Annotated in this window: 18 protein-coding genes and 1 riboswitch; of the genes, 9 read left to right on the top strand and 9 right to left on the bottom strand. The window is 69.2% G+C overall.

Annotation, left to right across the window (positions count from 1 at the left end; genetic code table 11):
* Positions 1-18: 18 nt before the first annotated feature.
* Positions 19-2,286 (top strand): M20/M25/M40 family metallo-hydrolase, encoded by a 2,268-nt coding sequence (locus ACIBQX_RS40140; protein WP_397014040.1) that lies wholly within the window; start codon positions 19-21, stop codon positions 2,284-2,286.
* A 119-nt stretch (positions 2,287-2,405) separates the two neighbouring features.
* On the opposite strand, the gene ACIBQX_RS40135 is transcribed toward ACIBQX_RS40140, so the two are convergent.
* Positions 2,406-3,128, bottom strand: coding sequence for a hypothetical protein (locus tag ACIBQX_RS40135; protein ID WP_397014038.1), 723 nt, complete (start codon positions 3,126-3,128; stop codon positions 2,406-2,408).
* A 530-nt stretch (positions 3,129-3,658) separates the two neighbouring features.
* Between ACIBQX_RS40135 and radA the strand changes: the two genes are divergently transcribed.
* From radA to ACIBQX_RS40115, 4 genes are all read left to right on the top strand, one after another.
* On the top strand, positions 3,659-5,065 hold the full coding sequence (gene radA, locus ACIBQX_RS40130) for a DNA repair protein RadA (protein WP_397014036.1): 1,407 nt from the start codon (positions 3,659-3,661) through the stop codon (positions 5,063-5,065).
* A 242-nt stretch (positions 5,066-5,307) separates the two neighbouring features.
* Entirely contained in the window at positions 5,308-6,198 is an 891-nt protein-coding gene (locus tag ACIBQX_RS40125; protein WP_397014034.1) for a hypothetical protein, read from the top strand.
* Positions 6,199-6,480: 282 nt separating this feature from the next.
* Complete coding sequence (gene disA, locus ACIBQX_RS40120; protein WP_397014032.1) at positions 6,481-7,563, top strand: DNA integrity scanning diadenylate cyclase DisA; 1,083 nt, start codon at positions 6,481-6,483, stop codon at positions 7,561-7,563.
* Positions 7,560-7,835, top strand: coding sequence for a hypothetical protein (locus ACIBQX_RS40115; RefSeq protein ID WP_397014030.1), 276 nt, complete (start codon positions 7,560-7,562; stop codon positions 7,833-7,835). Before disA ends, ACIBQX_RS40115 begins: the two co-directional genes overlap by 4 nt.
* A gap of 61 nt (positions 7,836-7,896) precedes the next feature.
* On the opposite strand, the gene ACIBQX_RS40110 is transcribed toward ACIBQX_RS40115, so the two are convergent.
* A complete protein-coding gene (locus ACIBQX_RS40110) occupies positions 7,897-8,577 on the bottom strand; it encodes a hypothetical protein (RefSeq protein WP_397014028.1) in 681 nt (226 codons plus the stop codon).
* A 179-nt stretch (positions 8,578-8,756) separates the two neighbouring features.
* Here ACIBQX_RS40110 and ACIBQX_RS40105 point away from each other — a divergent pair, with 179 nt between their 5' ends.
* Entirely contained in the window at positions 8,757-9,527 is a 771-nt protein-coding gene (locus ACIBQX_RS40105) for an RNA-guided endonuclease InsQ/TnpB family protein (RefSeq protein WP_397014026.1), read from the top strand.
* 232 nt (positions 9,528-9,759) lie between these two features.
* The gene (locus tag ACIBQX_RS40100) at positions 9,760-10,518 is read left to right on the top strand and encodes an A/G-specific adenine glycosylase (RefSeq protein ID WP_397014100.1); all 759 of its coding nucleotides are present in this window, start codon (positions 9,760-9,762) and stop codon (positions 10,516-10,518) included.
* A gap of 24 nt (positions 10,519-10,542) precedes the next feature.
* On the opposite strand, the gene ACIBQX_RS40095 is transcribed toward ACIBQX_RS40100, so the two are convergent.
* Positions 10,543-10,959, bottom strand: coding sequence for a cupin domain-containing protein (locus ACIBQX_RS40095; protein WP_397014024.1), 417 nt, complete (start codon positions 10,957-10,959; stop codon positions 10,543-10,545).
* Between the two features lie 59 nt (positions 10,960-11,018).
* Here ACIBQX_RS40095 and ACIBQX_RS40090 point away from each other — a divergent pair, with 59 nt between their 5' ends.
* Positions 11,019-11,489 carry a MarR family winged helix-turn-helix transcriptional regulator gene (locus ACIBQX_RS40090; RefSeq protein WP_397014022.1) on the top strand — a complete coding sequence of 157 codons (471 nt, stop codon included), beginning with the start codon at positions 11,019-11,021 and terminating at the stop codon, positions 11,487-11,489.
* Between the two features lie 7 nt (positions 11,490-11,496).
* Here the strand turns inward: ACIBQX_RS40090 and ACIBQX_RS40085 are convergent, their stop codons facing one another.
* From ACIBQX_RS40085 to ACIBQX_RS40060, 6 genes are all read right to left on the bottom strand, one after another.
* Positions 11,497-12,435 carry a sugar phosphate isomerase/epimerase family protein gene (locus tag ACIBQX_RS40085; protein WP_397014020.1) on the bottom strand — a complete coding sequence of 313 codons (939 nt, stop codon included), beginning with the start codon at positions 12,433-12,435 and terminating at the stop codon, positions 11,497-11,499.
* A 341-nt stretch (positions 12,436-12,776) separates the two neighbouring features.
* Positions 12,777-15,278, bottom strand: a complete 2,502-nt coding sequence (locus tag ACIBQX_RS40080) for an ATP-dependent Clp protease ATP-binding subunit (protein WP_397014018.1) — start codon at positions 15,276-15,278, stop codon at positions 12,777-12,779.
* 1,354 nt (positions 15,279-16,632) lie between these two features.
* Positions 16,633-16,965, bottom strand: coding sequence for an Lsr2 family protein (locus ACIBQX_RS40075; RefSeq protein WP_189137798.1), 333 nt, complete (start codon positions 16,963-16,965; stop codon positions 16,633-16,635).
* A 517-nt stretch (positions 16,966-17,482) separates the two neighbouring features.
* Complete coding sequence (locus tag ACIBQX_RS40070) at positions 17,483-17,971, bottom strand: RDD family protein (protein ID WP_397014016.1); 489 nt, start codon at positions 17,969-17,971, stop codon at positions 17,483-17,485.
* 117 nt (positions 17,972-18,088) lie between these two features.
* Positions 18,089-19,399, bottom strand: a complete 1,311-nt coding sequence (locus tag ACIBQX_RS40065; RefSeq protein WP_397014014.1) for an RDD family protein — start codon at positions 19,397-19,399, stop codon at positions 18,089-18,091.
* Positions 19,400-19,497: 98 nt separating this feature from the next.
* Positions 19,498-20,055 (bottom strand): amino-acid N-acetyltransferase, encoded by a 558-nt coding sequence (locus ACIBQX_RS40060; protein ID WP_397014012.1) that lies wholly within the window; start codon positions 20,053-20,055, stop codon positions 19,498-19,500.
* A 285-nt stretch (positions 20,056-20,340) separates the two neighbouring features.
* Positions 20,341-20,492: riboswitch (cyclic di-AMP (ydaO/yuaA leader) on the top strand.
* Between the two features lie 6 nt (positions 20,493-20,498).
* Here ACIBQX_RS40060 and ACIBQX_RS40055 point away from each other — a divergent pair.
* On the top strand, positions 20,499-21,500 hold the full coding sequence (locus ACIBQX_RS40055) for an NlpC/P60 family protein (RefSeq protein ID WP_397014010.1): 1,002 nt from the start codon (positions 20,499-20,501) through the stop codon (positions 21,498-21,500).
* Positions 21,501-21,516: the final 16 nt, after the last annotated feature.

The following is a 21,516-nucleotide window of genomic DNA, read 5'->3' as shown; positions in this document are numbered from 1 at the left end:
GCGCCCTAGCGTTGGCCCATGACCCGCACCGCCCTGGCCGGCCTGGCGGCGTTGACGGCATTGCTCGTCGTCGCCCTGCTCGACCTGGCACCCCCCGCGCCCAGCCCGGCCGGCGCCCCCGCCACGGCCTTCAGCGCCGCCAGGGCGCACGAGCACGTCCGCGCCATCGCCCGCGCCCCGCACCCGGTGGGCACCGCCGAGCACACCCGCGTCCGCGAGCACCTCGTCACCGAGCTCCGCGGCCTCGGCCTGGAGGTCCGCGTCCAGGAAGGCGTCGGCGTCCTCCCCCTGTCCCACGACGGCGTGGTCCCGATGGGCACGATGCGCAACATCGTGGCCGTGCGCCCCGGCACCGCCCCGACCGGGCGCGTCGTCGTCGCCGCCCACTACGACTCCGTGGGCGCCGGACCCGGCGCCTCCGACGACGGCGCCGGCGTGGCCACCATCCTCGAGATCGCGCGGGCCCTGCCCGCCCGCCTGCGCAACGACGTCGTCTTCCTCATCACCGACGGCGAGGAGGAGGGCCTGCTCGGCGCCGAGGCGTTCACCAGGGAGGATCCCCTGGCCAAGGGCACCGTCGTGGTGCTCAACCAGGAGGCCAGAGGCGTCCGCGGCACCGTTCAGATGTTCCGCGCCTCCCCCGGCTCCGCGCCGCTGATCAGCCTGTACGGCGCGAACGCGCCTCACTTGTCCGCCGACTCGGCCTTCGTGGCAATGCTGAGCGTGCTGCCCAACAACACCGACTTCCACGTCTTCGACGAGGCGGGCTGGCTCGGCCTCGACTCCGCCTTCATCGGCGGCGGGGCCTACTATCACACGGCACTGGACGACCCCGCCCACCTCGACCTGGGCAGCCTGCAGATGATGGGCGACAACGCGCTCGCCCTCACCCGCGCCCTGGCCGGCACCGACCTGACCACGCTCGAATCGGGGGACGAGTCGGTCTACTTCACCCTCCCCGGGGTGCTCGTCCGCTATCCGCTCTGGCTGGAGCTGCCCATCGCGGCCGGCGCACTGGCGCTGGCGGCGGCCCTGGCGTGGACGCTGAGACGCCGCCGGCAGGCGTCCCTGCCCCGCATCCTGGCCGGCGCCGGGCTCGCGCTGCTGCCCGTCCTGGGCGCCGCCGCCGCCGGTCTCGCGGTGCTGCCGCTGCTCACCCTGATCAGGCCCGAATACAGCGAGATGCTGACCGGCGACCCCTACCGTCCCTGGCTCTACCAGGCGGCGTTGCTGGTCTTCACGACCGCCGTCGTGCTGGCCTGGCGGCTCGTGCTGCGCCGCGTCGGACCTGCCGCGCTCGCGGCGGGGGCGCTGCTGCTGGTGGCGGTGCTGGGGCTGGTGTTCGCCGCGCTGCTGCCCGGCGGCGCGCACACACTGAGCTGGCCGGCACTGTTCGCCGCACTCGGCTGGCTCGTCTCACTGCGCCTGCGCGGCGCAGGATGGCGTACGGTCGCGCTCACTCTCGGGCTGGCGCCCGCCCCGGTCCTGCTCGGCGTCACCGCCGTGGTCACGATGGACGTCGGCCTGGCGATCGGCGGCGTGATCGCGGCCCCGCACTTCGCGCTGCTGCTGATGCTCCTGCTTCCCCTGGTGGAGCGAGAGCGGCCGGGCGCCGCCGAGCCGGTAGACGGGCGAGGTCTCGCGCCGGAGGGCGGCTCGGCGCCCAAGCTCCGCCGGGCCGCCCTCCCGCTGCTCACGGCCGTGGTCGTCACCGTGGGGCTGGTCGCGGCGGGCCTGTTGGTGGATCGCTTCGACGCCGCGCATCCCCGGCAGCACCGCCTCGCCTACTCCCTGGACGCCGCCACCGGAGAGGCCGTCTGGGGATCGCGGTCGGAGCCCCCCAGTGCCGACAGCGAGCGCTTCTTCGGCACCGACGCCTGGGCGACCAGACCCGCCCAGGCCGCCGACCGGCGCGCTCCCGAGCTGTCCGTGGTCAGGGACGAGACCACCGGTGGGCACCGCACCCTGACGCTCCGCCTCAAGCCGACCGGCGACGCCCCCATCACCGGGCTCGCCATCATGTCCGTCGAAGGAGCGGCGCCCATCTCCGACTCCACGATCGGCCCCATCACGGTGAACGACCGGCGCATCGGCACGGGGACCGGCTTCGCCTATCACGCCCCACCCGAGGAGCTGGAAGTCACCCTCGTGCTGCCTTCGGGGCCGGCACGGATCCAGGCGTTCGAACAGACCCACGACCTGTCCGCCTTACCTGGCTACCGGCCACCACCCGAGACGATCATCATGTACCCGGAGGCCACCGTCTTCCAGGTGCACACGTTGTGACCACCCCACCGGGCTGCCACCCCGGCTCAGGCTGAACGACGGATACCTCATTCGGCACCGCACGAGAAGCAGTCACCCACCCGACACCCCCGGCGGCGTCCTTCAGGGCGGAAAGGATGTCAATCGTCAAGGATTTGAGTCGACAGCAGCAGCGGTCCCCGCCTGCCCCGCTCCAGCCAGTACAGCCGGTAGGTCCCAGGCGAGGGCAAGGCGGGGGCGCCGAAGGGCACCGGGATGACCTCTGACTCCCTGATGCCGTGCAGCCGCCGTTCGCCGGCCTCCCCCTGTCCCTCCCCCGCCTGCGATCCCCGCAGGACAGCCTCGCAGGCACCGTCAGCACCGTCAGCACCGTCAGCACCGTCAGCACCGTCAGCACCGGGACGAGCCTCTGCCTGCCCCACCCGCGCCTGTGGACCGTTCGGGCCGACCTCGATCTGTCCCACCGCACTGCCGATCCGGCAGGTGGCCAGGTCAGCGATCGCTCTGCGGTAGGCGTACCGCTCACCCCAGTCGGGCACGCCCCAGAACCAGATACCTGCCAGGAGTTGCCAGCCCAGCACCACCAGCATGAAGGCCATCGCCGCCACAGCGCCGCCCCATCCCCCTTCCGGCACGATCCCTCCGTTGGTGGTGGCCCCGTACCACCCGGCCCATCCCTCGGTGATTACAAAAGCAATCACCAGCACCCATCCCAGAACCGGCGGCCCCACCCACGGCCCCGTGATCAGCGCCCGCTGCGCAGGCGTCACCCCGCCGGCGGCATTCGTCTCCCACGCCTGCGGATCGACCCACGACCACTCCGCGACCGAGCTGTCCTCGTCATCCGCGACATCACTCCGCATACCGACCCCCTCACCACATGGCCGCTGCTGAGCACCATTGAGAACCCAGATCTCCGCGCTGTCCATCGGCACAGCGCCCAACCCCGCCACACCGCACGCGATCACCGAATTCCCGTGTACGAGATCCCCATGTACTGCGGAGCCTGAGCTGTCGGCCCTGCTGCAGCGGGCTGCGCTGAGCGGGCTGCGCTGAGCGGGCTGCGCGATGTCATCGGGGACCGCATGAACCACCACGGCGCACCCGGCGACCTTGGAGGGTCCACCGTCCCGCGAGAATCCGCGTCTCAGCGATCTAGGCCCACCATTGTGTGGGCCTCGCGCTCGATTCTCGCGGGTCGCGGCCTCCCGCACCGCCACCCGACGGCACAGTCCGACGGCCAGAGCGAGGGCCAGGGCGAGGGCCAGGGCCAAGGCCAAGGCCAAGGCGAGGGAGGGCGAGGGTCAGGGTGACGGCCAGGGTGGGGGCGTTCACCTGAGCTGTGAGTCGGGGCGTAGGCGGAATGTCGGCGGGGACCGCTAGCCTGCTCGGCATGGCCAAGTCAGCGCAGAAGCCCGGATACCGCTGCGCCGAGTGCGGGTGGCGCACCATGAAGTGGGTGGGCCGGTGCGGCGAGTGCCAGGCGTGGGGCACGGTCGACGAGGAAGGCGCACGGGGCGGGGCGCACGTCGTCCAGGCCGGCGCCACGACCGCGCCGGCGATGCCGATCGGCCAGGTCAAGGCGGAGATGGCGGCCGCGCGGACGACCGGCGTGGGTGAGCTCGACCGGGTGCTGGGTGGCGGGCTGGTGCCGGGCGCGGTGGTGCTGCTGGCGGGCGAGCCGGGCATCGGCAAGTCGACGCTTCTGCTGGAGGCGGCGGCCCGCATCGCCGAGCGCGACACCGTTCTCTACGTGACGGGTGAGGAGTCCGCCGCGCAGGTCCGGCTGCGCGCCGACCGCATCGGCGCCATCCGCGACGAGCTCTACCTCGCGGCCGAGACCGATCTTGCGGCCTTGGTCACGCATGTGGAGAAGGTCCAGCCGAAGCTGCTGGTGGTCGACTCCGTGCAGACCGTCGGCTCGGCCCAGGCCACCGGCGTGCCCGGCGGGGTGACGCAGGTGCGCGAAGTGGCCGCCAATCTCGTACGGCTGGCCAAGGAGCGCAACATGGCCACCGTGCTCGTCGGCCATGTCACCAAAGAGGGCTCGATCGCCGGTCCGCGCACCCTGGAGCACCTGGTCGACGTCGTGCTCAGCTTCGAGGGCGACCGCCACTCCCGGCTGCGCATGGTCCGCGCGATCAAGAACCGGTTCGGCCCCACCGACGAGATCGGCTGCTTCGACCTGCATGAGCGCGGCATCGAGGGCATCACCGACCCGAGCGGCCTGTTCGTCTCCCGGCGCAGCGCCCCCGTGCCCGGCACCTGCGTGACCGTCACTGTCGAGGGCACACGCCCGCTTCCCGCCGAGGTTCAGGCCCTGGTCGCCCGCACCGACGCCCAGCAGCCCCGGCGCACCTCCTCGGGCCTCGACACCTATCGTGTCCAGATGATCCTGGCCGTGCTGGAGCGCAGGCTCAACGCCAGGCTGGGCGGCTGCGACGTGTTCACGGCCACGGTCGGCGGCCTCAAGCTGGCCGACCCGGCCGTCGACCTGTCGGTGATGCTCGCGGTGGCCAGCGCGGCCGGTGACAAGCCGCTCCCCGCCGGCCTGGTGGCGCTCGGCGAGGTCGGGCTGGCCGGAGAGCTACGCCCGGTCAAGGACGTACGCAGACGCCTGACGGAGGCGGCGAGACTCGGCTTCAAGCGCGCCCTGGTCCCGGCGGGCTCCCTCGACCAGGGCACCCAGAAGCGCAACGGCCAGCGCTCCCTCGTCCCGGTGGGACCGGTCGCGTTCGCCCCGGGCTTCGAGGTGATGGAGGCGGAAAACGTATGGGACGCCCTCACCCACGTCACCTGACATCCAGGCCAGGACCCCGCACCAACGCTCTGCGCGATCTCGGCCCTGCGGGCACGTGGCGTTCGAGGCGCAGGCGGCAGCAGACGCCGAGTGTCTATGACCCCTGGGACGCGAAACCATCGAGACACCGGCAGGGCAGGCGTTGACGGGTTTCCGGCCGGGAAGGCTTTGTGCCAGGTCAACCTCTGAAGATGGCTGATCCGTACAAGACCTGAGACTGGGCGGCGAGGGACGATGGGCGCATGAACGTGGACCTTTCCGCGGCCGATTCGTTCATGGCCACGCACGCGCGTGTCCTGGATCGTCGCCGCTTCGAGCTGCTGATGCACCGGACGACGGACCCCGCCGCCGTTCTGGCCGCCCTGGACGGCTACCGCAACGCCGACGGCGGGTACGGGTGGGGCTTGGAGCCGGACCTCCGTTCGCCGGAGAGCCAGCCGGGGGCTGCCCTGCATGCGTTCGAGGTGTTCGAGGACATCGGTCCGGTCAGGGCGCCGCAGGCCGTGGCGCTGTGCGACTGGCTGGAGTCGGTGTCCCTGCCCGATGGAGGGCTGCCCTTCGCGCTGCCTCTCAGCATCCCCGCCGGCACCGCGCCCTGGTGGCAGGGCGCCGACCCCACCGTGTCGGCGCTCCAGATCACCTCTGTGACGGCCGCCGCGGCCTTGCGCGTCGCCGCCCACGACCCGGCGGTGGCCGCGCACCCCTGGCTGGAGCGGGCCACCCGCTACTGCCTGACCGCGATCGAGGCGCTCGACCAGGCGCCGGCCGCGTACGTGCTGGCCTTCGCGGTGCGCTTCCTCGACGTCGTGCACGACAGCCGGCCAGAAGCGGCGAACCTCCTGCGCCACCTCAGCGCGTACGTGCCCGCGGACGGCCGGGTGCGGGTCGAGGGCGGCACCGAGAGCGAGACCCTCCACCCGCTCGACCTCGCGCCGTACCCTGACCGGCCGGCCCGGGAGCTGTTCGCGCCCAAGGTGATCGACGCCGACCTCGACCGCCTCGCCACCCTGCAGCAGGACGACGGCGGCTGGATCGTCGACTACGCCACGATCTCCCCGGCGGGCTCCCTGGACTGGCGGGGCCACACCACGATCCACGCCATCGACCTGCTCCGCCGCAACGGCAGGATCTGATCGAGCAGTCGCCGCCTGCCGCTCTCCGCAACCCGAGGGGCCCACGCACACAGGATCCGCCGTCGGACAGGCAGGTCCTCTGACCTGCGGCCGAACCTCGTGCGGCGTCATCAAGCTCTGTAGCCGGGAAACAGCCCACGATGGGCGATATGTCACGATGTCGCGACCTTCGCGGGCACTTCTCCCATCGAAGGAGTCACCTCTGGAATCCTCGACCTGAGGCGGAGGTGGACCTCAGCCGACACGGCTAAGCTGAGTTTGACGATTGGACACGGGGGTCAGGTGCCTAACGACAGGAGTCTTGACGACCGCCGTCGCGAAGCACTGGCGGCGGTAGCCCCGGGCACACCGCTGCGCGACGGCCTGGAGCGGATCCTGCGGGGTCAGACCGGCGGGCTGATCGTGCTCGGCCACAACAGGGTCGTCGAGCAGGTCTGCAGCGGCGGCTTCGAGCTGGACGTGGAGTTCTCGGCCACGCGGCTGCGTGAGCTGGCGAAGATGGACGGCGCGATCGTGATCAGTGACGATCACAGGATCGTACGCGCTGCCGTGCACCTCGTCCCCGACCCGGCGATCCCGACCGACGAGTCCGGCACCCGTCACCGCACCGCCCAGCGCGTGGCCAAGGAGACCGGCCTGCCGATCATCGCGATCAGCAAGTCCATGCGGATCATCGCCCTCTACCTCGACGGCATCCGTTATGTGCTGGAGGAGCCGGCGGTCATCATGTCCAAGGCCAACCAGGCCCTGGCCACGCTCGAACGCTACAAGCACCGCCTGGACGAGGTGTCCGGCACGCTGTCCGCGCTGGAGATCGAGGACCTGGTGACGGTCCGCGACGTGTCGGCGGTGGCGCAGCGGCTGGAGATGGTCCGGCGCATCTCCGACGAGATCAAGGGCTACGTGGTCGAGCTGGGCACCGACGGCAGGCTGCTGTCGCTGCAGCTCGACGAGCTGGTCGCGGGCGTCGACTCCGAGCGTGAGCTGGTGGTGCGCGACTATCTCCCGGCGGCGGCCGGCCGTCGGCAGCGCCGCCTCGCGGAGTCCCTGCAGGAGCTGGACGCCCTGTCGGGCAGCGAGCTGCTGGACCTGTCGATGGTGGCCAACGTGCTGGGCCACCACGGCGGCGACACCCTCGACAGCCCGGTCAGCCCGCGCGGCTTCCGCCTGCTGGCCAAGGTTCCCCGCCTGCCCGCCACCGTCGTCGACCGCCTGGTCAACCACTTCGGCAGCCTGCAGAAGCTCCTTGCGGCCAGCATCGACGACCTGCAGGCCGTGGGCGGCGTCGGCGAGTCCCGCGCACGCAGCGTCCGCGAGGGCCTCTCCCGCCTCGCGGAGTCCTCCATCCTTGAGCGTTACGTGTGATCCCCGCGGCGGTCAGATACGGCGAGAAGCTGTTCTTCCTCAATGACCACGCCAAGGCCCAGATCGTCCTGCGTGAGGCGCTCGCACGAGGCGACGAGGGAGCCCAGGACTGGCTCTGCGACGTCCTGATCGCCACCGAGCGCCCGGAGCGCCGTGTACGCGTACGCGGAGATGCTCAGGCAGGGGGCCGTGGTGCGGAGGTCGCCGCGCCGGCGGCGGACGCCGAGCGCCTCGGGGCCACTCCCGGACGGCTTCGCGAGCTGACCGGTTAGCGCGGCGAGCCGGCCGGTCAGGCGCGGGGAGGTGGCCGGTCAGGCGCGGCGGGGTGGCCGGTCAGCGTAGGTGGAAGACTCCCTTCGGGCTTTTGAGCTTGCCCATGCGCGCCACCGCGACGTACGTGCCGGGCAGGGCGTTCGGCGGGTCGGCGCGGCAGTCGCCGCTGGAGCGGCGGCGGTCCCAGTCGAGCGAGCGGACGTAGGGAACGCCGCGCTGCAGCTCCTTGACCTCGACCCCGGCGCCGCTGACACAGTCGGAGGTGGACCAGATCCGGTCCTCGCCCGAGGTGATCCGGATCTCCATGGCCCGCGGGCCCACGTCCGTCTTGCACATGACCGGGCCGGTGTTCACGACCGTGATGAGGAAGTTGGGGCGGGCGCCTCCGGCGTAGATCTCCTGCTTGCCCTGGAGGCCGATCACCAGGTTCGCCTCGGCGCAGGGCTCGCCCGCGCGGTGTGTCTGCGCCTCGGGGGTGGCCTTGGTGGCGCTCGGCTTGGGCGTGGGGCTGGCCGTGCCCATGGCGAGAGTGCGCAGTCCGGCGAGCAGTGGATCGGTGGCGGGCGTGGGGCTCTGCGAGGACTGGGCGCTGGACGGGCGCTCGGGCCCGGTCGAGCCGCTGGAGCACGCCCAGGCCACCACGGCCACCACCACAAGCACCCCGACCAGTACGCTCATGCGCCGCCGCCAGTAGACGTCGCCTCCGAATCCAGGGTCGCCAGGCATCGTATCCGGGTCCATCAGTGCCTCCCGAGGGGACCGCCGCCTTGAGGCGATGGGTGAATCGGGAGCGGGAGGGCCGTCAAGGCCCGAGCGTGCCCTGGCCTGTCAGGTTCGCGCATCATGGATGTCCTTCCGGGTTTTGTCGGTGCCGGCCGATATCGTGGCGCTTCCGTTACCGAGCGTGATGGGAGGTGGGTGTGCGCAGGTCGTTGAAGTTCCTGCTGCGTCCCACCGCCCGGCAGGTTGCGGCGCTCGCGGCGTGTCTGGAGGACCACCGGCAGCTCTACAACGCAGGCGTGAGCATCCGGTACGGCGACCAGTCCGCCGAGCTGAAACACATCCGGGGCGATGACCCCGACGGGCAGGGCCGGTGGTCGTTCTCCTCCCAGCAGGCCACGCTGCGCCGTCTGGACAAGGCGTTCGCTGCGTTCTTCGAGCGCGTCAAGTCCGGGCGCACGCCAGGCTTCCCCCGGTTCAAGGGGCGCGGCTGGTTCGACAGCGTCGAGTGGCCGAAGGACGGCGACGGCTGCCGGTGGGACTCCCAGCCTGAGCACCCGACCACGACCTACGTACGACTTCAGGGCATCGCACACATGCGGGTCCACCAGCACCGCCGCGTGTCCGGCACCGTCAAGACGATCAGTGTGAAGCGGGAAGGCTCCCGCTGGTACGTAATCCTGTCGTGCGATGAGGTGTCCGCCGAACCGCTGCCCGCCACGGGCGCGGTCGCCGGGATCGACCTGGGTGTCGCCTCGCTCGTCATTACCTCCGACGGCGGCCAGGTGGCCAATCCGCAGCACCTCGCGGCCACGGCCGGCCGTCTCGTGGCGGGGCAGCGCGACCTGGCCCGCAAGAAGCGGGGCTCCCAGCGGCGGCGCAAGGCGGTGGACCGCCTCGCCGCGCTGCACGCGGCGATCAACATCCTTGGGGCAGGGCTTGCCCGTCGCCAGGCTGCGGAAGCGGCTTAGCGAGAAGCCGCTCTCTTCAGGGAGCGGAGGAGTCACGAGCACAGCATGTTTAATCGCCCGGCCACTCAGCGTGACGACACGCCGCCCCTTGCCATCTCCACATACGCTAGGGCGCGTGCTTGAGCCGAAACCCCTACACCTTCCCATTCTGGAGTGGTACGAAAACAACGCCCGGGAACTCCCTTGGCGTGCCGGCGATTCGACCCCCTGGGGCGTGCTCGTCAGCGAGATCATGCTGCAGCAGACCCCGGTCGCCAGAGTGCTGCCGGTGTGGCTCGAATGGATGGCGCGCTGGCCCACTCCCAAGGCGCTGGCGGCCGAGCCTCCCGGTGAGGCCGTCCGCCATTGGGGCAGGCTCGGCTACCCACGCCGGGCGCTGCGGCTGCACGCCTGCGCCAAGGCCATCGTGGCCGAGCACGACGGTCAGGTGCCGTCGGACCACGCGACGCTGCTGGGCCTGCCCGGCATCGGCGACTACACCGCCGCCGCCGTCGCCAGCTTCGCCTACGGCGGACGGCACGCGGTGCTGGACACCAACGTCCGCCGGGTGTTCGCGCGCGCGGTGCGGGCCGAGGAGTATCCCCCCACCGCCACGTCGGCCGCCGAGCGCCGGTTGGCCGAGGCGCTCCTGCCGGAGCTCGGCGCCGCTCGCTGGGGAGTCGCCGTGATGGAGCTGGGCGCCCTGGTCTGTACGGCCCGCAGCCCGCGATGCGCCGACTGCCCGATCGCCGGGACATGTGCGTGGCGCCTGGCCGGCAAGCCTCCGCACGCGGGCCCGGCGCGCAAGGGTCAGACGTACGCGGGCACCGACCGCCAGTGCCGGGGCCGTCTGCTGGCGGTGCTGCGCTCGGCGCACGGCCCGGTGCCGAAGGCGGCACTCGACGCGGTGTGGGACGAGCCCGTACAGCGCGAACGCGCCCTCGACGGCCTCATCACCGACGGCCTCGCCGAGCACCTGGACGACGGCACCTACCGCCTCCCTCACGCCTGAGAGCGGCGGCAGGTCCCGCCACGGTCAGCACGCCCAGGGCAGCGGCATCCGCTCGGTCCCTTCGGGGACCAGGTCACAGGCGCCGTCGGCCACGAGGCCGCCCGGGTTGTAGACCTGCACCCCGGCGGGAGCGGCCACGATCGCGGTGAAGCCGCGCTCGGCGTCCGCGAACAGCTGCCGCAACACGTCCGCCGCGAGCACCAGGGTGTCCCCCGCGGCCACCTCGAACCGTTCGCGTCCCACCTGCACGGCACACGCACCGTCCAGCCAGGTCCACACCGACTCGCGGTCGAAGGCGTGCAGCGGCCCCGCCATCCCCGGCAGGGCGTCCACCCGCCACACCGACTGTCCGGCCTCGCCCTGGGTGGGCGAGGCCAGGGTGGTCATGACGCCGTTGGGAGTCTCGATCCGGCGGGCCTGCGCGTCACGAATGACAGTCATGCCGTCCTCCACTAAGATAGACAATGTTGTTGTCTAGATAGTGAACCAGGTTGTCTATCGTGTCAAGCGAGTCCCCCGGCTTCGAGCTGCCCCTGCGCCTCCTCATGGCCTTCCGCGTCCTGATCGACGAGCTCCACGCCGAGCTCGGCCGCCAGGGACACCCCGGCATCCGCCCCATGTACGGCTTCGTCATGCAGGCCATCGGCCCCCACGGCACGACGGCCGTCGAACTCGGCCGCATCCTCGGCGTCACCAAGCAGGCGGCGGGCAAGACCATCGAGACCCTGGAAAGGATCGGCTACGTCCAGCGCACCCCCGACCCCGACGACACCAGACGCAAGCTCGTCCGCCTGACCCCCTACGGCCTGGACGCCCTCGCCCGCTCCGCCCGCATCTTCGACGAGCTGCGCGCCAACTGGGCCGCCGAGCTGGGCGAGGACCGCCTCCACGCCCTGGAGGCCGACCTCCGCAAGATGACCCCCGCCACCCTCTGGCGGCTCGACACGCCCGGCTGGTTCGGCACCCTGTGACCGGGCGTCAGGCGGCCAGCTGAAGGCCCAGGCTGCTGAGGTTGGTGCGGGCCCAGTCGAGCTCCTGGGCCAGGAGCGACACCAGGGCGCCGGGGCCCTTGGCACGGCCAGGAACCATCAGGTTGTGCGTCTCGACCTCGATGTGGGCGCTGCCGTTCACCGCGCCGGCCAGCATCGCCGTGAGCGTGTCGTGGAGCACGGCTCCGGTGTTGAGCGTGTCGCCGGCGTGGTTGTGGACGTGGCCCAGCTTGACCACCGGCGCACCGCCCTTGGCCAGGCCGCGCAGGGCCTGACCGGGCTCCTCGGAGCCGCAGGCGAGGTGACAGGCGTCCAGGCAGACACCCAGGTGCTCGGAGTCGATGCCGCCCACGCGCTCCAGCGCCTGCTCGGTCGTCTCCAGCACGCAACCGGGCCACGGCTCGAAGCCGACCCTGATGGTCTTGCCGGTGACGCTGTAGATGCCGCGCAGCTCGCGGGCCAGCCGCTCCAGCCGCCGGGTGGCGATGGAGTGGAGGTCGGCGGGCCAGTCACGACGCCAGCCGATCGGTATGGTGGAAATGCTGCCGAACCGTACGTCCTCCGGCAGCAGGAACGCCAGGATCTTGGCCAGCGCCATCGTGTACCGGTAGCGCTCCGGCTTGGCCCAGTCGGGGCCCGGCACCTCCTGGTTGCGGCCGCCGGTGCCGTTGAGGCTGACGACCTCCAGGCCGCGCTCCTCCAGCGAGCGGCGCAGCCGTACCAGCTCGATGCGGTCGGCGGTGAGGTGGTCGGCCACGGTGGGCGACAGCCACAGGCCGACGCCCATCCGGTCCACGCCGAGCCGCTTGCGCACCGGCACGGCGTAGCGGGTCAGGTGGGCGATCAGGTTCTCCAGGTCCTCAGCGGGGTGAACGCCTGCGTTGTAGGCGAGGTGAACGAGCGTTCCGTCAACGTGACGCAGGCGCATCGGTGTCCTCCACGGCTTGCATTGGTTGTCCCCTCGCCCGCTTGAGGCTCGTGCGGACCCTGTTGAGCATGGCTGCCCACGGGTGGCGCACGCGTCCGCCCTGAGTTGATTTCGTACTACTCCCCCGGGAGCAGTCCCCACCGTAAAAGCGCACTCTTGCGGCTGGCTTGGACAGGACTTGGCGAAGCTCTACGCAGTGTAGTACTACTTTCGGTGGCGCGTACAGCCGTACTGCCAACAATTCGGCAACGGCCGCTGTGAGATGGCAGGCACCGCCCCCGGACAGCAGAAAACCCCTCGTGTTGACCACGAGGGGTTTCTGCGCCTTGGCGCTCGGACCGTCAGCTCTGGATCGAACCGGCGATCGCCGCGGCCGAGTCGGGAACCACCGGGACGTCCTCGCCCACGAAGAGGAACTTGGCGTTGTCGCCCTCGCCCTCGATCGTGACCTTGACGACCTGCCCCGGACGGAGCTCGCCGTAGAGGATCTTCTCCGACAGGGAGTCCTCAAGCTCGCGCTGGATGGTACGGCGCAGCGGCCGCGCACCCATGACCGGGTCGTAACCGCGGTCGGCCAGCAGCTGCTTGGCGTCGGGCGAGACGTCGAGCCCCATGTCGCGGTCCTTCAGGCGAGCGTCCACCTGGGCGAGCATCAGATCCACGATCTTGATGATCTCGTTCGGCGTCAGCTGGTGGAAGACCACGATGTCGTCGACACGGTTGAGGAACTCGGGCCGGAAGTGCTGCTTGAGCTCTTCCTGGACCTTCGACTTCATCCGGTCGTAGTTGGAGTCGGCGTCGTTGGACTTCGCGAACCCGACCCCGATGCCCTTGGAGATGTCCCGGGTGCCGAGGTTGGTGGTCATGATGATGACCGTGTTCTTGAAGTCGACCACCCGGCCCTGGGCGTCGGTCAGGCGACCGTCTTCCAGGATCTGCAGCAGCGAGTTGAAGATGTCGGGGTGGGCCTTCTCGATCTCGTCGAACAGGACCACGGAGAACGGCTTGCGCCGCACCTTCTCGGTGAGCTGACCGCCCTCTTCGTAGCCGACGTAGCCGGGAGGCGAGCCGAACAGCCTGGAGACGGTGTGCTTCTCCATGAACTCCGACATGTCGAGGCTGATCAGAGCGTCTTCGTCACCGAAGAGGAACTCCGCCAGAGCCTTGGACAGCTCGGTCTTACCGACACCGGACGGGCCGGCGAAGATGAACGAGCCGCCGGGACGCCGCGGGTCCTTCAGACCGGCGCGGGTGCGCCGGATGGACCGCGACAGGCCCTTGATGGCGTCGTCCTGGCCGATGATCCGCTTGTGGAGCTCGTCCTCCATGCGGAGCAGGCGCTGCGACTCCTCCTCGGTCAGCTTGAAGACCGGGATGCCGGTGGCCGTCGCCAGGACCTCAGCGATGAGCTCCTCGGTGACCTCGGCCACGACGTCCATGTCGCCGGCCTTCCACTCCTTCTCCCGCCGCTCGCGCTTGAGCTGGAGCTGCTTCTCCTGGTCACGGAGGGCAGCCGCCTTCTCGAAGTCCTGCGCGTCGATCGCGGACTCCTTGTCGCGACGGACGTTGGCGATCTTCTCGTCGTACTCGCGCAGGTCCGGCGGAGCGGTCATCCGGCGGATGCGCATCCGGGAACCGGCCTCGTCGATGAGGTCGATCGCCTTGTCGGGAAGGTAACGGTCGCTGATGTAGCGGTCGGCCAGCTGCGCGGCGGCGACCAGCGCGCCATCGGTGATGGAGACCCGGTGGTGCGCCTCGTAACGGTCGCGCAGACCCTTGAGGATCTCGATCGTGTGGCTGAGCGAGGGCTCGGCCACCTGGATCGGCTGGAACCGGCGCTCGAGCGCCGCGTCCTTCTCGAGGTACTTGCGGTATTCGTCGAGCGTGGTGGCGCCGATGGTCTGCAGCTCACCGCGGGCCAGCATCGGCTTGAGGATGCTGGCGGCGTCGATCGCGCCCTCCGCGGCGCCCGCACCCACGAGCGTGTGCAGCTCGTCGATGAACAGGATGATGTCGCCGCGCGTGCGGATCTCCTTGAGCACCTTCTTCAGGCGCTCCTCGAAATCACCGCGGTAGCGCGAGCCGGCGACCAGAGCACCAAGGTCAAGCGTGTAGAGCTGCTTGTCCTTCAGCGTCTCGGGCACCTCGCCCCTGACGATCTTCTGCGACAGGCCCTCGACGACGGCGGTCTTGCCGACGCCGGGCTCGCCGATCAGCACCGGGTTGTTCTTGGTCCTCCGGGAGAGGACCTGCATGACCCGCTCGATCTCCTTCTCACGGCCGATGACCGGATCCAGCTTGCCCTCGCGGGCGGCCTGGGTCAGGTTGCGGCCGAACTGGTCGAGCACCAGGGAGGTCGACGGGGCCGACTCCTGCGGGCCACCCGCGGCGGCCGGCTCCTTGCCCTGGTAACCGTGGAGCAACTGGATGACCTGCTGCCGCACACGGTTGAGATCGGCTCCAAGCTTGACCAGCACCTGGGCGGCCACACCCTCACCCTCACGGATGAGCCCGAGCAGGATGTGCTCGGTGCCGATGTAGTTGTGGCCCAGCTGCAAAGCCTCACGGAGCGACAGCTCGAGGACCTTCTTGGCCCGCGGGGTGAACGGAATGTGCCCCGACGGAGCCGACTGGCCCTGGCCGATGATCTCCTCGACCTGCTGACGCACACCCTCAAGGCTGATGCCCAGGCTCTCCAGAGCCTTGGCGGCTACGCCCTCACCTTCGTGGATCAACCCAAGAAGAATGTGCTCAGTGCCGATGTAGTTGTGGTTGAGCATCCTGGCCTCTTCTTGGGCCAAGACGACAACACGCCTCGCTCGGTCGGTGAACCTCTCGAACATCTCGTCGCTCCTCACAGAGCGGTCAGTCAGGCCGGTTAATCCGGTCCCGTCATCCCGCATGCTAGCCCTGGCTCGGCAAACCTTGCCCTCTGCCGCTGACACGCTCTATAGCAGACACGTTCCCCGAGAGCAGGGCCTTCACCCTCTATCCAACTACCGTTCGGGGGTGACGTGTTCCCGATACGCCGCAAGCGAACGATGTTTAGGGCGCTCGCCTGAAGTGGGTCTAATACCTCGGTGACGGCGCGGGCAGATCGGCACGGATCCACTGTCGGACGCCGTGGCGGGCCGGCCCAGGGCCGCCTTCGCCCACTCATCTACGCGCCGCGTCCGTAACTCTTACCCGGTCATCGTATGTGCTGGTGCAAACGCAGGCCAAGCGGCCGTGCAACGTATCACCCAGGGCGTAATCGCGGAGGGTCCGGTCAGGATCGTTACCGGTGGCGCCCCGGCGGCGTACCGGGCCGCGCGTTGGCCTGGATTACAGGACCTCAGCGTTCAGGCCAGGGGGTTGATTACCGGACCACCCGCCTACAGGTGCAGTGGATTAGCGGACCGCTCGCGTACAGGGGCGGGTGGATTGGCGGACCGCTCGCGTACAGACGAGGGGTGTGGATTACGGGACCGCCCGCGCACAGGCCGGGCGTGGATTTCAGGATCGCCGCGTACGGGGGCCGGGGGGTGGATACAGGACCGCCGCGTACGGGCCGGGGAGCGGATTTCCGGACCGCCACGTAGGGACTTGGGCGTGGCTTTCAGGACCGCCGCGTACGGGCTTGGGCGCGGCTTTCAGGACCGCCGCGTACGGGCTTGGGCGCGGCTTTCAGGATCGCCGCGTACGGGGGCCGGGGGAACGTGCGCCTAAACGGGCGGGAGGTAATGAGCGCGGACGAGTGACGTCGCGAGCCTCTTGGGGTGGCGGTGCGCCTGAACGGCTTCACGTGAAACAATCCGTCGCGACACGCCGGGAGAACGCCGCGTGGGAACGCTTCCATGCCGGACTTCTTCCACGAACCGGATCACCACGCGCGCCATAACGCGATCACCGAGAAGATCGGCGTGCCGGCATAACGCCGAATCCCGCCACCCCGGCACGGCCGGCCGAGGAAGCGGGAGCGTCAGGATGTCAGGCGGGGAAAGGTGGGGGCTCCAGGCAGCAGATCAACAAATGCCGCCCATTCGCCCACGGCCCGCACCGCACCGTCGGGAAACACCGGCCCAAATGCCGAAGAATCAGAAGATCAACCCGGGAAACGTCCACTATTTGAGATTTGCCCCAAAATGATCATGCGCTTATGGCGGTCGCCGGGGTCCTAGGCGATCGGCATAAGCGCATGGTCGGTGAGTCGGCTCCTTAGTGGGCCGCCTCGTACTTCTCTACGACGGTGGAGGCGATACGGCCTCGCTCGCTGACCGGCAGTCCATGGGCCTTGGCCCACTGCCGGATCTCAGCGCTCTTCTCGCGGCTCATCGCACGCTGCCCGCCGCGTCCGCGACGGCGCGTCGATACGGCACCTGCCCGGCGAGCGTGCTGCACGAAAGGCGTGAGGGAGTCCCTCAGCTTCTTGGCGTTAAGGTCGCTGAGGTCAATCTCATAGGTGGAGCCGTCAATAGCGAAGCTGACCGTCTCATTGGCCTCGCCCCCATCGAGGTCATCGATGAGAATCTCCTGGATCTGCTTGGCCATCTACGCAATCCTTTCCCGGAGCATTGTTTCATTCGCCTGAGCCAAACATATACCCGGAAAGGCGTTAAGACAATTCAGAGCTGCAGTGATTCGCTGAGCCGCTGATCAGTTGTGGTTCTCGGCCTGATCCTGGCGGTTTGGACGCCGTCCGGCGCCCTCGGAGCGCACCAACTTCACCACGCCAAAGATGAAGGCGCCGCCCACGACGACAGGTGGGATGAGCGCCGACAATACGTCTGTTACGGCTTGCATTCGTCCTCGTCTCCACAGCGGACCGGGGTTTCAGGGGCGTTTATACACACGTCGCGGGAGAGCTGGGGCCACCCGGCCCTCATGTCACCCAAGGTGAGAGCACCGCCCGCACCCGACCATAGCGGCACACCGATGCCCACAGCCCGGCAGGGGGCACCAACATCCGGCAACCCGGACGTCCATAGCCTAATGCCAGTCTCTCCAGGCTCCTTACCGGATCAAGCGGAAAATTTTGTGAAAAGCCATCGAGCCAGGTACGAGTGGCTCAACGAAGATCTTTGACCACCAGCGTTCCCGCGAGTCTGTCATGCGGCCCACGCTGGAGTGGCTTGTCGATCAAGATGAGCAGACCGACGCCGAACACGAACATTCCGGCCAGCAGATTGACCACCGGAATGCCCATCACCATAGCGGGCGCCGGATAGAGCAGGGCTCGTTTGAGCCGCTCACGCGGCGGAAGGTCGCCCGGCGCAACCCGAATCTTCATGATCGCCTTCCCGAACGTGCGCCCGCCTCGGGAAAGTTGACGCCAGTCGTAGGCCGTATATGCCAGCCCCGCGAGCACCCAAGCGAACACCCCGGGCAAACGTCCCTCGAACGCGTCCAGAACCCCGACAGTTCGGAAGATGCCCCAGAGCGCAATGAACAGAATGTAATAGAAGACGCCGAAGACGAGCGCTTCAATGAGCCTGGCGACGAGTCGTTCCCACCATTCAGCGGGCATCAGGTCCACCTGCGGCGGTGTCCCGGCCATAACCTCACCTCACCCCATCGCAGGCCTGTCAGAGCCCCGCAGGGCCCATTCTGGTACCGGATCGAGGCACAAAACAGGGGCCGACGGGATGCCGGCCCCTGTTTCACGTGGTCTGGGTTACTTGATCTTCACCACCACGGTGCCGGCGAACTTGTCGGCGAACGTCTGCTGCAGCGGCTTGTCCCAGAGCTGGGAGGCGGCGTTCACACCCACGGCGATCACGCCGAGCAACGGGCCGACCAGCGGGACGATGCCGAGCACGTAACCGCCCCAGGTGCCACCCGCACGCTTCAGCGCCAGGTCGGTCGGCAGCCCGCCGGGCGGCAGCGCCTGCCCCACCGGGACGACCTTGATCCCCATCACCATCTTGCCGAGCGTCTGCCCGTTCATCTTGGTCATGAAGAACTCGTAGGCCACGTACAGCGCCGCCAGGAGGAGGTACTGGATGAGCCCCGCGAGGAAGGAGGAGGCGCCCACGAAGCCGCTCGTGGCGCCGGTGACCGAGCTGTAGCTCGCGACGAACAGGGCGGTGATGACGAGGGACACCAGGAAGGAGATGATGCCGAAGATGACGCCGTCGATCAGACGGGCCACCAGACGCTGCCACCACTCCGCCAGCGGCGCCGGAGCACCGGGCGGCTGCACCCCGACCGGCTTGCCGTACGCCTGTCCGTAGGGCTGCTGACCGTAACCGGCCTGCGCCGGCTGCCCGTAGCCCTGCTGGCCGTACTGCGGCTGCTGACCGTACTGGGGCTGCTGTGCGTAGCCCTGCTGGCCGTAGGCCTGCTGCTGCCCGTAGTCAGGCTGAGAGGCCGGCTGCTGGCCGTAGTCAGGCTGCCCGTACTGCGGCTGCTGACCATAACCCTGCTGCCCGGAAGGCGGCTGCTGGCCATAGCCCTGCGGCTGCCCATAACCCTGCTGACCCGACGGCTGCTGCTGACCGTAGCCCTGCTGCTGGCCGTAATCCGGCTGGGGCTGCTGTGCGTAGCCCTGCTGGCCGTAGGCCTGCTGCTGGCCATAGTCCGGCTGAGAGGCCGGCTGCTGGCCGTAGTCAGGCTGCCCGTACTGCGGCTGCTGACCATAACCCTGCTGCCCGGAAGGCGGCTGCTGGCCATAACCCTGCGGCTGCCCATAACCCTGCTGACCCGACGGCTGCTGCTGCCCGTAGCCCTGCTGCTGCCCGTAGTCAGGCTGCTGCTGGCCATAGCCCTGCTGCCCGTACTGCGGCTGCTGGCCGTAGCCCTGCTGCTGCTGTTGCCCGTACTGGGGCTGCTGGCCATAGGCGTCGTCGGCCCGGTAACCGACGATGGTCACGTCGGGGTCGGGCTCGCCCTGCTGGCGTCCCGTGTTCTGCCCGTATTCAGGATGTCCGTACGGCGGGTTGTCGCCGGAGTTGTCCTGAGGATACGGCGGCTGTCCTGTGCTCACCGTGTCACCTCGCTTCGAGTGCGCATGTGGCACGTGTCAGGGCACATGCCTGTCCTGGCCCAAGGTATCGACATAGGTATCAACAATCACCTTTCCTGTCAGTCAAGGACCTCGTCACCCGACGCCAGGTGGAGCAGCATACGCGTGTTGCCCAGGGTGTTCGGCTTGACGTGCTCCAGGTCCAGGAACTCGGCCACACCTTCGTCGTAGGAGGCCAGCAGCTCGGCATAGACCTCAGGTGAGACCGGGGTGCCCTGGATGGTACGGAACCCGTGCCGGGCGAAGAAATCGACCTCGAAGGTGAGGCAGAACACGCGCTGCAGCTCCAGTTCCCTGGCGGTGCTGAGGAGAGCCGAGACGATCCGGTGGCCGATGCCCAGGCCCCGGGCCTCAGGGTGGACGGCGACCGTGCGGATCTCCGCCAGGTCCTCCCAGAGCACGTGCAGGGCGCCGCAGCCGACGACCTCGCCGCCGCGCTCGGCCACCCAGAACTCCTGCACGTCTTCGTACAGGGTGACGGTCGCCTTCTCCAGCAAGCGATGTCCGGCGCCGGCATAGGTGTCGACCAGGAGCTTGATGGTCCGGACGTCCGGGGTCCTGGCGCGCCGGACGACGACCTCTGTCTCTGGGACCGTGAGTTCGGCGACCTGCTCCATGGACATCCAGCGTACAGATGTCATTACGGCTCAGCCCTAACTCTCACCTCTGCCCCATCCTGTGACCTCTCGTGTTCGGGTGAGCACGCTCGGATTTGCACGGTTCCTACAGTCCCATCCCCCGACGAACCTAGGGCAAAGGGGACATAAATCCTTTTCTGTACGGGGTGCCACGAGATCACCTTGTGACCCTTCGGTTGTGAAACCTCTACAGACTCTGCAGTTCCGGTTGAGCAGGAACCTGGAGTGCATTAGTGTCCAGCGACGATGTCCCCCGCGATTCTCGTACGGGACGCGCCCAATCCCCGCAGGGGAGCCGGGGAACCACAAGTGGTGCCCGCACAGCACCACCAGGGGTGAATCCGAGTTTCGGCTCGGTAGGGCTGCTTCCGGCCCGAACCCGTCAGCTAACCCGGTAGGCGTCGATGGAAGGAGCTCGGTCGGTGAAGCGCAGCGGGACCAAGGAGAAACGGGTCCTCCAGCTCGGCGTTGTCGGCGTGACGGTCGCCGCCCTGCTCATGGCCGGCCCGCCCGGCTCCGCCGCCGCCGACCCGAAGCCCTCGCTCAAGCAGCTCTCCAAGCAGGTCGAGGAGATGCACGTCGAGATCGAGACGCTGACCGAGAACTACAACGGGCAGCGCGTGAAGCTCAAGGCGGCCCAGAAGTCCGCGCAGAGCGCCAAGAGGACGCTGGCCGTCAGTGAGGCCGAGCTGACCGCCAAGCGCTCCAAGGCGATGGTGCTCGCGCAGAACGAGTACATCACCGGCGGGCTCGGCAACGCCCTGACCTTCGCCGGCTCGATGGACCCCGAGAACTACCTCGACCGGGCCGCCACCACCTACGCGCTCCAGCAGCAGCAGGGCGAGGAGGTGGTCCAGCTCACCAAGGCCATGAAGGCGGCCGAGCGGGCCAGAGCGGGCGCCAAGGCGCGCATCGACGAGGTGACGGAGATCGTCAAGGATCTCGACACCAAGCGCGACAAGATCGTCAAGATGGTCGCCAAGGTGGAGAGCAGCCTCTTCAAGCGCGCGCTCGGCGAGGCCGGCCGCCCGGGCACCCCCGCCACCCGCGTCAGCCTGCCCATCCCCGGCTCAGGCAAGGCCGCGCAGGCCGCGCAGTGGGCGCTCACCCAGCAGCTCAAGCCCTACATCTGGGGCGCCGAGGGCCCACGCGGCTACGACTGCTCGGGCCTGGTGATGGCGGCCTACCAGCGCGTGGGGATCTCGCTGCCGCACTACACCGGTGACCAGTGGACCGCCGGCAGGCACATCCCCAAGGAGGAGCTGCGCCCCGGCGACCTGGTCTTCTTCTACAGCGACCTGCACCACGTGGGCATCTATCTGGGCGGCGGCATGATGGTGCACGCGCCGCGGACCGGTGACGTGGTGCGGATCGCGTCGCTCGACCGGCGCCCCTACGCCGGAGCCGTGCGCATCGCTGACTAGATCACCTCGCGCTGGA

Origin of the sequence: Nonomuraea sp. NPDC049714 (assembly GCF_044465295.1) — a bacterium.
GTDB lineage: Bacteria > Actinomycetota > Actinomycetes > Streptosporangiales > Streptosporangiaceae > Nonomuraea.
The sequence above is the reverse complement of the archived record's forward strand: the minus strand, read 5'-3'. Positions and strand labels throughout refer to the sequence as shown.